Source organism: Aminobacter sp. Piv2-1, assembly GCF_037625995.1.
In the GTDB taxonomy this organism is placed as follows: domain Bacteria; phylum Pseudomonadota; class Alphaproteobacteria; order Rhizobiales; family Rhizobiaceae; genus Aminobacter.
The window spans coordinates 39,082-52,200 of the sequence record NZ_JARKMU010000004.1; the positions used below are offsets into that span (position 1 = coordinate 39,082).

General features: G+C 62.5%; 11 protein-coding genes. All 11 read left to right on the plus strand.

Features of this window, described 5'->3' with window-relative positions; translation table 11 throughout:
• Window positions 1–46 precede the first annotated feature (46 nt).
• The 11 genes from add (at window position 47) to AmiPiv_RS08555 (ending at window position 13,025) form a co-directional block, all read left to right on the plus strand.
• Window positions 47–1,093, plus strand: coding sequence for an adenosine deaminase (gene add / locus AmiPiv_RS08505; protein WP_340036940.1), 1,047 nt, complete (start codon window positions 47–49; stop codon window positions 1,091–1,093).
• Window positions 1,094–1,184: 91 nt separating this feature from the next.
• Window positions 1,185–2,216, plus strand: a complete 1,032-nt coding sequence (locus AmiPiv_RS08510; RefSeq protein ID WP_340036942.1) for a BMP family lipoprotein — start codon at window positions 1,185–1,187, stop codon at window positions 2,214–2,216.
• 77 nt (window positions 2,217–2,293) lie between these two features.
• Complete coding sequence (locus AmiPiv_RS08515; RefSeq protein WP_340036943.1) at window positions 2,294–3,829, plus strand: ABC transporter ATP-binding protein; 1,536 nt, start codon at window positions 2,294–2,296, stop codon at window positions 3,827–3,829.
• On the plus strand, window positions 3,826–4,896 hold the full coding sequence (locus tag AmiPiv_RS08520; RefSeq protein WP_340036944.1) for an ABC transporter permease: 1,071 nt from the start codon (window positions 3,826–3,828) through the stop codon (window positions 4,894–4,896). The genes AmiPiv_RS08515 and AmiPiv_RS08520 overlap by 4 nt, the downstream gene beginning before the upstream one ends.
• Window positions 4,893–5,825, plus strand: coding sequence for an ABC transporter permease (locus tag AmiPiv_RS08525; protein WP_340036945.1), 933 nt, complete (start codon window positions 4,893–4,895; stop codon window positions 5,823–5,825). The genes AmiPiv_RS08520 and AmiPiv_RS08525 overlap by 4 nt, the downstream gene beginning before the upstream one ends.
• A gap of 577 nt (window positions 5,826–6,402) precedes the next feature.
• The gene (locus tag AmiPiv_RS08530) at window positions 6,403–7,401 is read left to right on the plus strand and encodes an amino acid ABC transporter permease (protein ID WP_340036946.1); all 999 of its coding nucleotides are present in this window, start codon (window positions 6,403–6,405) and stop codon (window positions 7,399–7,401) included.
• Window positions 7,402–7,405: 4 nt separating this feature from the next.
• The gene (locus tag AmiPiv_RS08535) at window positions 7,406–8,173 is read left to right on the plus strand and encodes an amino acid ABC transporter ATP-binding protein (RefSeq protein WP_340036947.1); all 768 of its coding nucleotides are present in this window, start codon (window positions 7,406–7,408) and stop codon (window positions 8,171–8,173) included.
• Complete coding sequence (locus AmiPiv_RS08540) at window positions 8,170–9,138, plus strand: transporter substrate-binding domain-containing protein (RefSeq protein WP_340036948.1); 969 nt, start codon at window positions 8,170–8,172, stop codon at window positions 9,136–9,138. Before AmiPiv_RS08535 ends, AmiPiv_RS08540 begins: the two co-directional genes overlap by 4 nt.
• 355 nt (window positions 9,139–9,493) lie before the next feature.
• Entirely contained in the window at window positions 9,494–10,306 is an 813-nt protein-coding gene (locus AmiPiv_RS08545; protein ID WP_340036949.1) for a hypothetical protein, read from the plus strand.
• Window positions 10,296–11,624 carry an amidase family protein gene (locus AmiPiv_RS08550; RefSeq protein ID WP_340036950.1) on the plus strand — a complete coding sequence of 443 codons (1,329 nt, stop codon included), beginning with the start codon at window positions 10,296–10,298 and terminating at the stop codon, window positions 11,622–11,624. Before AmiPiv_RS08545 ends, AmiPiv_RS08550 begins: the two co-directional genes overlap by 11 nt.
• Window positions 11,625–11,663: 39 nt before the next feature.
• Window positions 11,664–13,025: a serine hydrolase domain-containing protein gene (locus AmiPiv_RS08555; RefSeq protein ID WP_340036951.1), complete on the plus strand. Its 1,362-nt coding sequence runs from the start codon at window positions 11,664–11,666 to the stop codon at window positions 13,023–13,025.
• Window positions 13,026–13,119 lie beyond the last annotated feature (94 nt).

The following is a 13,119-nucleotide window of genomic DNA, read 5'->3' on the forward strand; positions in this document are numbered from 1 at the left end:
GCGGGGCAGGTGCCCCGGACAAGAAGAAGCCACCAAGGGGAACAAGATGGATCTGGAACAATTCGTGCGCGCACTGCCCAAGGCCGAGCTGCATCTGCATCTCGCCGGCGCGGTGAAGGCGCAGACCTTTCTCAAGCTGGCGCGCAAGAACAATGTCCCGCTGCCTGCCTTCCAGGACATCGAAGATCTCTATCGCTACGACAACCTGGTCGACTTCCTGCAAATCTACGATCTCGTCGCGCGCTCGGTCGTCGATGCCGACGACTTCCACCTCATAACCTACGAGGCGCTCGAGCATGTCGCCAATGCCGGCGGCCGCTATGTCGAGTTCTTCTTCAGCCCTCAGGTGCATCAGGATGCCGGCATCAGCTACGAGACGATGTTTTCGGGCATCATCGAGGCGATGGACGATGCCGAAAAGGACTTCGGCCTGGTGTCGCGGCTGATCCCCGCGATTAACCGAGAGCTCAGCCTCGACCGCAGTTTCGAATTTGTCGATCTGGTGCTGCCGTTCCGTTCGGAAAAGGTGATAGGCATCGGCCTCGACTATGACGAGGAGCCGTTCCCGCCGGCTCCCTTCAAGCCGGTCTACGACAAGGCAAGGAAGGCCGGCATGCGGCTCACCGCCCATGCAGGCGAAGGCGGTCCCGCTGCCAATGTGCGCGACGCGCTCGACCTGCTCCATGTGGAGCGCATCGATCACGGCTATCGCGTGATGGAAGACCCGAAGCTTGTGGCGCGGTGCGTCGCCGAGGACATCGCCTTCACCGTCTGCCCGAGTTCCACGGTCATCCTGACCCATTGGCGCGACCTCACGGACGTCGACCATCCGATCAGGACGATGCTCGACGCCGGTCTCAAGCTCGTCGTCGACACCGACGATCCGCCGATGCTGCAGACCGACCTCGCCAAGGAATATCGGCTGCTTGCCGAAACCATGTCGCTCGATCGCGGGACGCTGGCAAGGCTGGCGCTAAACTCGCTCGATGCGGCCTGGCTCGACGACAGCACCAGGCGCGACTGGCGCGCGGAATGGTCGAAGGAGATCGACCGCCTGCTGGCCGAGCCGGAGGAGGTGCACGCCGGAAACTGAAATGAAGCCGCCCGGGAGAGGCGGCTGGCTGACAACAAGAACAGACGGGATGCAACCCAGACAATGACACCAGAGGGAAAGGTACAATCCTATGTTCGCATATCTCGCCAGAAGGCTGGCGGTGCTGGCGATGCTCGCCGTCGCTGCCATCGCAGGCAGCTCTGAACGGTCGGCGGCAGCCGAACCGGACAAGCTCAATATCGCAGTCATCCTGTCGGCCGGCATCGACAATGCCTGGGACGGCACACTGATCGAGGCGCTCGAACGTGCGAAGGCCGCTAAGCCGCACGGGCTCGAAATCACCTGGAAATACACCGATCCGCTGTGGGGCGACGATGCCGGCGACGCCATGCGGCTGTTCGCCGAAAGCGGCGAATACGACATCATCTGGGCCCACAGCACCTATTCCGACCAGGTCAAGAAGCTGCGCGAGGAGTTTCCCGAAATCCTGTTCGTGGTCGTGGGGTCCGGCAACGAGGGGCTCGGGGGCAACCAGTACTGGGTCTACAAGCGCGTGCATGAGCCGGCCTATCTGCTCGGCTATGCTGCGGGAAAGCTCTCCAAGTCGAACAAGCTCGGCGCGGTGGGAACCTTTCCGGCCGACGACGTCAATGACGAGATCAATGCCTTCTTCGCCGGCGCCAAGGCGGCCAACCCGGCGGTCGAGCGCAGCGTCGCCTTCATCGAGTCCTGGTACGATCCGGCAAAGGCCGGCGAATACACCAACGCGCAGATCGCCACCGGCGCCGACCTGATCTTCCAGCTCACCGGCAACTTCAAGCCCTGCGAGGAAGCCAAGATCCTGTGCTTCGGCAATTTCCAGGACCAGAAGGCATTTTCGCCTTCGACGGTGCTGTCGAGCGCAGTGGCGCAATGGGATCCCGATGTCCGCTGGATCGTCGACGAATGGTGGGCGCACAAAGCCGAGGGCAAGCCCTATGCCGGCAACACTGAGAAGCGCTGGTTTGGCATGAAGGACGGCGGCTCGGCTCTCGCGCCTAATCCCGAACTCCAGGCGAAGATGCCGGAGGATGTCCAGGCCGAGATCGAGGACCTCAAGGCCAAGATCATGGCCGGCAGCTTCGAAGTGCCGATCGACGCCTCCGACCCCAAGGCCAAATAGTTCGGTCCTGACAGCCCGGCCGCGACGGGCGTTTCCGCCTGCCGCGGCCTTAGCTCACTCGATAATCGGTGCCTGCCATGTCCACTGCCTTGCGTGTCGAGGGCCTGACCAAGCGTTTCGCCGGGGTCACCGCCAACGACAATGTCGACTTCGACCTTCGCCCCGGCGAGATTCACTGCCTGTTCGGCGAAAACGGTGCCGGCAAGTCGACGCTTTCGTCCTGCATCTTCGGTTTCTATCGCCCCGACAAGGGCGAGATTCTGCTCCGCGACCAGCCGGTTCACATCGCCTCGCCCATGGACGCGATCCGCCATGGCATCGGCATGGTGCACCAGCATTTCGTGCTGGTGCCGGAATTCACCGTGCTCGAGAACATCATCGTCGGCACCCAGCGCTCGGGCTGGCGGCTGAATGCCGCCGAGGCGCGGCAGAAACTCAAGGCGATCTGTGACGGCTACGGTATCGACCTCGATCTCGACGCCTATGTCTGGGAGCTACCGGTCGGCCGGCAGCAATGGGTCGAGATCCTCAAGACGCTCTATCTCGATGCGCAGATCCTGATCCTCGACGAGCCGACGGCGGTGCTGACGCCGGGCGAGTCGCGCATCCTGTTCGACATCGTCCGCAAGATGTGCGCCCGCGGCATGTCGATCATCCTCATCACCCACAAGCTGGTTGAGGTCATGCAGTCGGACAGGGTGACCGTGCTGCGCAAGGGCAAGGTGGTGGCGACGCTCGATACGCCGGACACGACACCGGATGAGCTGGCAAGGCTGATGGTCGGCCGCGACGTTTCCTTCACCGTCACCAAGCCCGAACTGGAGCCGGGCGAGACCGTGCTGGCCGTCGAAGGCCTGTCTGCGCGCGGCTTCTGGGGCGATCCGGTGCTGAAGGACGTGTCGTTCTCGGTCGCGCGGCACGAGATCCTTGGCATCGCAGGCGTTGCCGGCAACGGCCAGAAGGAACTGTTCGAGGTGCTGTGCGGTGTTCGCAGGCCAGCGGCAGGCTCGATCCGATTCAAGGGCGAGGAAGTGGCGGGCATGTCACCCCGCTCTATGATGGATCGCGGCGTCGGGCATATTCCCGACGATCGGTTCCGCGAAGGGCTGGTGCCCGAATTCAGCGTCGCCGAGAATGTGGTGCTCGGCTGGCAGCGCAGCCCCAAATACCGCAACGGCCCGTTGATGGACCGCCAGGCAATCGGCGGGCTGGCGCGGGAGATGATCGCCGAGTACCAGATCGCCACCCGCGACGAGCAGGTGGCCGCCGGCAAGCTCTCCGGCGGCAACGCCCAGAAGATCATCATCGCCCGCGAATTCCTGCACGCCTCTGGCCTCGTGCTCGCCAACCAGCCGACGCGCGGGCTTGATGTCGGCGTCATCGAATATGTGCAGACGCAACTCCTGAAGAAGCGCGCCGAGGGCTTCGCCATCGTGCTCGCGTCGGAGGAACTGAGCGACCTGTTCAACCTCGCCGACCGCATCGCCGTGATGTTCAAGGGCGAGATCATGGGCATCGTCGATCCGAGGGCGACCACGGTCGCCGAAGTCGGCGTCATGATGGCCGGCCGCCGCAACGAGGCTGCGGCCAGCAAGGAAAGGGTTTCGGCATGATCCGCTTCGAACGCAGGACAGAGGCGAACGCGCTCTGGACCGCAGTCTCCTTCGCCATGGCCGTCGCCGCCGGCCTTGCCGCCTCGGCAGCGCTGATTGCAACAACGGGCGCGGATGTCCTGCAGGTCTTCGCTGCCCTGCTGCAGGGCGCTGCGGGTTCACCCAAGGCTCTGGCGACTACCCTGGTCAAGGCGACGCCGCTGATCCTCACCGGGCTTGCCACCGTCATCGCGTTCCGCGCCCAGATATGGAGCATCGGCCAGGAGGGGCAGGTCTTGGCCGGCGCCATGGGCGGCTATCTCGGGGCGCAGCTGCTTGCCGGCCTGCCGCCGCTGCTGTTCTTCCCCGGCGTGCTCGCCTTCGGCATGGCCGCGGGCATGGGGCTTGGATGGATCGCCGCGGTGCTCAGGAACCGCTTCGCTGTGAACGAGATCATCTCGACGGTGATGCTCAACTATCTCGTGGTCTATCTGCTGTCCTGGCTGCTGCAGGGTGGTCCCTGGGGCGAGACGGGCGGCACCATCTCCTATCAACAGTCGCCTATGCTGCCTGAGGAGGCCTTTCTGCCGGCGCTGTTCGGCAGCAGCCGCCTGCATGCCGGCGTGCTCCTGCCTCTCCTTGCCGCCGCCATCTGCGCGCTGGTGATGTCTCGCACGCCGCTCGGCTACGAGATCCGTGGCCTCGGCTACAACCCCGAAGCGTTGCGCCACAAGGGCGTCAATATCGGACGCACCGTCACCGTGATCATGGTGGCGAGTGCCGCGCTCGCGGCTCTTGCCGGTGCAATCGAACTGTTCGGCGTTGCCCATCGGCTGCGCGCCGACAACCTGCTCGGCCTCGGCTATGCCGGCATCATCGTGGGCATGATCGGCGGCCTGAGCCCAATAGGCACTGTGTTCGCGGGCCTGTTCTTTGGCGGGCTGGCGAGCGGCGCTGTCTACATGCGTGTGCTCGGCGACGTGCCGGCCTCGCTCGTGCCCGCCATGCAGGGCATCACTCTGTTTTTCTTCCTCTGCGCCGGCGTCATGGCGCGCTACCGTGTCGTGATGAAGGTTGCCGTCCAATGAGCCAGCTGTTCCAGGAAGCGATCATCGTCAGCCTCCTTGCCTCCACAATCCGCATCATGACGCCGCTGTTGTTCTCCTCGATGGGCGAACTCATCACCCAGCGTGCCGGCATCTGGAACATGGGCGTGGAGGGCACCATGCTGACCGGCGCCTTTGCTGCCTATCTCGTCGCCACTGCGACCGGCTCTCTCTGGCTGGCGGTGCTTGCCGCCATCGTCGCCGGGGCGTTGATGGGTATCGTCATCGCCTTCATGACGGCGACGCTGCGTGTCGACCACTTCATTGCCGGCCTCGGCCTCAACCTGCTTGCGGGCGGTCTCACGCTCTACTGGTTCCAGGGCTACATCCAGGGCCGCGCCCAGCCGACCTTTTCCGGCTTTCAGGATGTGGCGATACCACTGCTTTCCGACATCCCCTTCGTCGGCCCGGTGCTGTTTTCGCAGCGGGCGCTCACCTATCTCGCGCTGATTGCCGTGCCGGCGGTGTGGTTCCTGCTCTACCGCAGCCGCTACGGGCTGGAACTGCGCTGCCTCGGGGAAAACCCCAAGGCGCTCGATGTCAAGGGATTGAGCGTCTCGGCCAGGCAATACGCCGCAGTGATGCTAGGTAGTGCCATGACCGGTCTCGGCGGCGGTTTTCTCATGCTCGGTTTCTCCGACCGCTTCCTCGCCGACTTCACCGCGGGGCGTGGCTGGATCGTCGTCGTCGCGCTGATAGCCGGCAACTGGAAGCCGAGGGGCGTTCTGATCGCGGTGACGGCCTTCGCATTCCTGGAATCGCTGGCCACGCATCTGCAGGTGGTTGGAGCGCAGGTGCCTCACCAACTGCTCCTGGCGTTGCCCTACATCGCATCGATCGGCTTGCTCATGGGCCTGCGCTTCAGGTCGGGCCAGCCGGCCAGGCTCGGCGTTCCATATGCGCGGGAGTAGCTCCCGGTCATCGGCTCGGGCGCGCCTCCGATCCCCTAGTCAGCCGTGCCGACCTTCGACCGGCAGTTCATCTGTCCGGTACCGGCGGGCACGTTGGAAATCAGGCGCTCATGACCTGGATTTCCACATTATGATGTACATCGATGTATACGATACATCTTCGGCGTCAATTTCGACTCGGACCGCAGAGAACCGCAAAAAGGCCAATTGTGGCGATTTTGGCGCTAAAAGTCTGACAAGTTCACGCGAGGTCTGGCAGGTCGGCGACCTGCAGCGCCCGGATCAATTGCACAGCATTCAATTCATTGTATCCATCATTGTGAACAATACCGTTGACATGTCTAGACATGTCGCGTTACCAATCTGGTCGACAACTTGCAACATCGACTGGGAGGGTCGTGATGCAGCAATGCTCCCTGGGAGCTGTCGGCGGAGCGCAAGCAATGGCGGGCCGGCGATCGTCGGGCGGTCGATGCAGGTGCGCAAAAATAGCCCAGCTGTCGACGACAACGCTGGATGACGGGCTGAGTAGCTCGACATCTTCGGGAGCGCCTGCGGCGGTCGTGTGGAGCTTCGCATGACGAAGCGGCGGCAACCCTCAATGAGAGATTGTCCCGAGGCCGCAGCGGTCGATGGCGTCATGCCTCTGCAAGGGTGGGAAATCCCAACCTTGCCCGACGATGCACCGCTAATCCCTCGCCCCCAGCCGTGGACTCCGGTGGCCGCAGTCTTCTGTGTTGCCATTTTTGCATTCTTGTTGTGGCGGTTCCTGGAGAACCCGGTCGTCGATCGGGCGGTCATCCTGGAATATCTCTTCAAGGATGTGACGCTCAGAGGTGTGGGTGTCACACTCTACCTGACGGCCGTATCGATGGTGGCCGGCATTGCCGGTGCAATTCTGCTCGCCATCATGCACCTTTCGGACAACATCGTGCTGTCAAGCCTGGCGCGGCTGTACATTTCCATCTTCAGAGGCACGCCGCTTCTCGTACAGCTCATTTTCTGGGGCTATCTCGGCATCTTCACGCCGGATATCTCGCTGAGCCTGCCGGGCATCGGCACCCTCTTCTCGGTTCCGACCTCAGACGTAGTCACCCCGATGGTCGCCGCAATACTGGCATTGTCGCTCAACGCGGCCGCCTATTCGGCGGAAATCGTCCGAAGCGGCATCCTCTCCGTGCCGAGGGGGCAGGTCGAGGCCGCGAGATCCGTCGGCATGACGCGGTTCCAGGCATTTCGACGAGTCGTGATGCCGCAGGCGCTGAGGGTGATCATTCCCCCGATGGGCAATGAGGTGATCGCCATGCTGAAGGGCACGTCGCTGGTCTCCGTCATAGCCGGCAACGACCTCATGACCAATCTGCAGAACGTCTATTCGCAAACGTTCCAGATCATCCCCCTGCTGATCGTGGCCAGTATCTGGTACCTGATCCTGGTCTCCCTCCTGACCATCCCGCAATCATGGCTCGAGCGACGGTTCGGGCAGTCCGTGGCTCGTCCGCGTGTCCGCCGTCAGCAGAGCCGCCTTTGGAACATGCGGCTGCGCAGCGTGACCCCAACTGGCGGAAGGAGTTGACCCCATGGCTGCGCAGCCTCTCGTCAGCGTCAGGACCCTCACCAAGTCCTACGGTAACAAAGTTGTCCTCAAGCGCATCAATCTCGACGTCGCCGAGGGCGAGGTTGTTGCGCTGATCGGACCGAGCGGCTCCGGAAAGAGCACGTTGCTCCGCTGCATGAACCATCTGGAGGGCCAGGATAGCGGATGCGTCCTGGTTGCCGGTGAGCCGGTCGGTTACGTCCTGAAGAATGGCGAGTTGCACGAGGCATCCGACAAGATCCTCTCCCATCAGCGACGCAGCATCGGAATGGTGTTTCAGGGCTTCAACCTGTTCCAGCACATGACCGCCCTCGAAAACATCATGGAAGGACCGATCCGCGTCTTGAAGCTCCCTCGTCCCGAGGTGGAGCAGCAAGCCAGGCGTTTGCTGAACCTCGTCGGCCTCGGCGACTGGGCCGATCACTACCCTTTGCAACTGTCCGGCGGTCAGCAACAGCGCATAGCAATCGCTCGTGCCCTGGCCATGAAGCCTCGCGTGATGCTCTTCGATGAGCCGACCAGCGCGCTCGATCCTGAACTGGTCGGCGACGTGCTCGAGGTCATGCGCACGCTGGCGCAGGAAGGAATGACAATGATCGTCGTCACCCATGAAATCGGGTTCGCACGGGAGGTATGCGACCGCGTGGTCTTCATGGCTGACGGCGAGATTGTCGAGCAGGGGCTACCGGGGAAGGTCCTGCTCGATCCGCAGCATGAACGCACCCGGGAATTTCTACGTAGGCTCCTTTGAACGCCCAACAGAAAGGTACAAGCATGCATATCAAGAGAAGACTGCTTGCCTCGTTCGCTGCTGCCGCCTTTGCGTGCGCTGCCTATGGCGGCACCGCACTCGCCCAATCGGACACGGATCAAGTCGTTCTGGGCAAGACGATCACCAAGGACAAGGAAGCCGCAGCGCTCGTGCCGGCCAAGTTCAACGGCTCGCTTCGCCTCGTCGTATCGGCGCCCTATGCGCCTTGGATGTTTTTCGACGACAAGAACGAACTGACGGGCATTGAAATTGACGTGGTCAAGACCGTCGCCGCCAAGATGGGTGTGAAAATCACCTTCGACAACATCAAGTTCGAAGGGGTCATACCCAGCCTCCAGGCCGGCAAGGCCGACGTGATCGCGGCTGGCATGGGCGACAACAAGAAGCGCGAAGAGATTCTCAACTTCATCAACTATACGACATTGGGCCTCGTCATTCTCGCACGCGACAGCGACAAGTCGATCAATGGCCTCATGGATCTGTGCGGCAAGTCGGTGAGCCGGATCAATGGCGATGTGTTCGGTCCGTGGGTGGAGGAAAAGCTGCAGCCGAAATGCGAACAGGCTGGGAAAGGCAAGATCGAGGTCAGGACATTCCCCGATCCCAATGCCGCTCTGCTTGCAGTCAAGAGCGGGTCTGTGGACACCGAGATCACCGGCCTCGTTTCGGCAACGACCGTCGTCAACAGCAAGGAGAACGGCGGTCAATTCCGCATCATCAAGCCTGACAACAGCCCGCGCGGATGGAAGCTGGCCAATGGCGGTTTCGGCGTACTGAAGGCCGAAACGGAACTGACCAAAGCGATTGAAGTCGCCCTGAAGGCGACGAAGGCAGAGGGAACCCTCAATGCCATCGCCGAGCACTATGGCTACCCGGACGTCATCATCGATGACATTGTGGTGAACCAGCCGGAGCCGGCTGGCAACCTGGGCGCGATCGACTGACGTCAAGCGTCAGATCGCGGCGATGACCACGGTCCCAACCGACAAGCGCCGTAACGGCCGGGCACGATCTCGGTGGAGTGTTCGCGTCAACTAACTTGCAGCTTACAGGCGTCTCTCTCCCGAGACTGCAAGACGACTGTCGCCACATCGGGGCAACCCGATGTGGCGACAGTTGGCAGGACCGGACGCCCTGGTATCGGCGCTCGCGGCCTTTTGCTGATCTGAGATCACAAGGCGCACCTTGCTTGGCGCCATCCAAGCAATCTTCAAAGCAAACGAGACGGGATGAGCCGTGGACCTCCTGAGGATATCTTGCGCCCAAGATGTTATGTATGCTCCGCAATATGCGGGGATCTTGACTGGGCTCTTCTCGGAGCAGTCGATTCAGCTTGAGTTCTACAAGAGCGACGGCACTTTCGAAGGCACCGTCGGGGCCATCAATCGCGGCGACGTCGACCTTCTGCTGGGCACCTGCCTGTATGGCGTCAGGTTGGCCGAAACGGGTGTGACCCCCGTCATCGTGGCGCAGAGCAATCAGCAGACGCGCCACGTGCTGGCCCAGCGGGCCAACTGCCCATGCGATCTGCAATGGTCCGATTTACGGGACAAGGTCATCGTCGTCTATCCCGGCCACGCACCCACGGCGTGGGCCGCATTCACCTATGCGCTGGCCAAGAGCGGCCTCTCCCTCGGAAACGTCAAGCTGATCTTCGGCTACACGGCGGAAGATGCGATCAGCGAGTTCGTTCGTGGCGTCGGCGATGTCCTTTTCATTGATGGCGATACAGCCCTGCGTGACGACCTGCGGATAGCCTTGCCCGTGAGCCGAAAGGCCGGCCGCCTGCCATGGAGCGTCTACATGGCGGACCGGCAGAACCTCGAACGGAAGCGCGAACTCGTGGAGCGGTTCACCACGGCGCTGGACCGCAGCCAGAAATGGCTGCAGGGCGAGACGGCGGCGACGATCGCCCGCACCGTGGCCCCCTTCTTTCCGCATTCCAGTCCCCAGCGGCTCCTAGCAGTTGTCGAGCTGCACCAGAGCCTCGATCTCTGGGCCGCTTCCAGCGCCCTGCAACTCGATCAGGTGAAACGATGGTCGCAAGCGCTGGAGCTTGGCGGATTGATCGCGCCTGGCAAGCAACTGGGGGATTATCTGGATGTTCTTTGACACTCCGCTTCAAACCCTTGTGGAACAGGCCGCCGCTCAACCGGAACGACTGCGCGAGCGCTATGCGATGCTGTTCGCTGAAATCGAACGCCGGGATGCCACCCATCAGTCCTTGTGCGAGCCAAGTTGGGAATGGCTGAGCTCCGAGCTCGATCGCATCGGATCGCTGCCAGATCCCAAGTCGAGGCCGGGCCTGTTTGGACTCCCTGTAGGGGTGAAGGATACGATTGCCGTTTCGGGACTGCCGACAAAGGCAGGTACGCTGGGAGATATCGGGCAAATCCTTCAGTTGCCGCAGAGCCCGGCAGTGACCGCACTTCAGGATGCCGGCGCGGTCATAGTGGCGAAACAGGCGACAAATCAGTTCTGTTCGAGCGCCGGGCCAGCACCGACGGAAGCCATTCGTGGAAAGGAGTACTTCGCCGGCGGGTCGACGGTCGGTGGTGCGGTTGCCGTTGCAGCCGGCTTCACGCGGCTGGCACTGGGAAGCGACGCCGGAGGCTCCATCAGGCATCCCGCAGCCTTGGCAGGCGTTGCCGGGTTACGGCCCAGAAAGGGCTCGATTTCCGATGACGGCCAGATCAACGGCTCATTGTCGGGACAAAGCACCGGCCTGATCGCGCGCAGCGCGGCCGACATCGCGTTGATCCTGGCGAGATGCCCGTCCTTGCATGCCGAGCCAAATGACAGGGCTACCTGCGACAAGGATCGGCCGACGATCGGCATTCCGGACATCTCATGGGCCAATGTCGCTCCGGCGGCGGCGGCGGCCTTGAGGTCGTGCGCGTCTCGCCTTGGAAAAATGGGCTACCAAGTGGTGTCGACACCCATGTGGCAGACGCAGGACGCCCAGGACGATTTCTTCTTTGTAATGAGCTTCGAAAATTGGCTGTTCCACAAGCCCCTGATGGCGGAGCATCCCGAAATCTACAGTCCGGCCGTCTATCGCGTGATGCGGGCGGGCGAGACAATAGAACCGCGAGAAGCCGCCGCGGCCCGGCGCCGGCTAGCCGGCCAACGGAAACGAATCTTCGACCTGGCCCGTACCGCCCGGGTTGATATCCTGCTGACCCCCAGCATCCCATGGCCCGACATTCGCAAGGATGCCGGCAGCCCGCGTGAACTCTCTGCGGAGGGTGGGCGCTTCACCGCCATATCGAACATCTACGACCTGGATAGCCTTTCCGTTCCGGTGGAGCGATCGCCCGAGGGTTGGACGCGCTCCGTCATGCTGCACGGCCTTACCGTTCCGCTGGCGCGCCTGTTGTCCTGCGCCCGGGACTTCGAACTGCCGCACCCCGAAGCGCGTGCGAGGTGAGCCATGTTGCCCGGGAAATTTCGAGGAGGGCCCTGCGCTATGATTGATGAGTTGACGGCATGGCTGGAGCGGACCGGGGCGCCCGGCGTATCGGTGGCAATCGACGATGGCCATGAAATTCGCTGTTTCAACCAGGGCGTCTCCGACCTCCGCACACGAACTCCGGTGGGTGAGGAAACGGCCTTCCAGCTCGGCTCCGTGTCCAAGGTCATTACTGCCTTCGTGCTGCTGGAAACTCTGGCCGAGAAGGGAACCTCCGTCGATACGCCTGTGGTGGAACTCGCGCCGGATCTGGAGGCCAGCAACGAGCGGGCGTTTCACGACATCACCATTCGACACCTGCTTTCCCACACAAGTGGCCTCGATTCCCAGTGGTGGGTGGATCTGGGTCGAGGCGATGGCGCTCGCCGGCAGGCTGCCCGGGCAATAGCGGCGACTCCTCTCATCGCCCGGCCGGGGGAACTGTTCTCATATTCAGGGCCGGCATTTGTTCTGGCGGGCTATCTGGTCGACCTGTTGGCTAAATCATACTGGGAGGAAACCGTTCGCGAGACGGTCGCTCGATATCTGGGCGACCATTCGGTCTCAGCACGACCGGAAGACATTCTCTTGCAGCCGTCGGCGACTGGATACCAAAAGCATCCGGTGCCGGGTCATGCACCGGTGCCCGCGTCTCGATGGTACGCGCCTCTGGCGCTTTCTCCGGGCGGGGGGTTGGTGGCAACGGCATCAGACCTTGCCAGGCTCATGAAAGCGGTTCGGTCGAGGCTCAAACTGGGTACAGGCCATGGCTCCGGTCAGGTCGTGCCAGCCATCGGTTGGCGATACGAGGGCTGGGGGCTGGGGATGGCCCGCTATCGGCTCGCGGATGGAAGCCTTTGCTGGGGGCATGACGGCACGACATCTGGCCAGGCCTGCGCAGTGCGCCTCTCCGACGAGGGGCCTGAAACGGTTGTTGTCACGACGAATGCCGTTTGGGCAGCCTCCGATGTCGGCATGTTGGCAGAGTCGATCACGAGCAGGCTATGCGGCGACAAGACCCGACCGACCATCGAGCGCCGCAGCGACGCACTGGAAGCCTATGGTGCATGGCATTTGCCGTCCAATGCAGAGCTTTCGGGCAGCTATGTGCGCCTCAACTCCACCATCATGGTGCGGCTAGCCTCAAACGACGAGCTCGTCGTCGGCGAGATATCCTCACCCCAGGATGAAACCAACTGGTTCGGGCGGAACGCTCCACGCGGCGCAAATACCACCGACACCTTCAAGAAGGTTGACCAGCATTCGTTCAGGTCAGCCACCAAGGAGTTCCATTTCCTTCGGCATCCTGACGATTCCACGCGCCAATACATTCACAACGGGATGCGAGCCAGCGTGAAGACCCCGAGGCCGTGGATATGACGGCTTCATCTGTTCGCGGACTTTGGTGGCAACGGGGACGGGCCGTTGCCGCGGTTCCAAGCAAAGGCGCCGCGTCGAAGGGCCGGCATCCCGT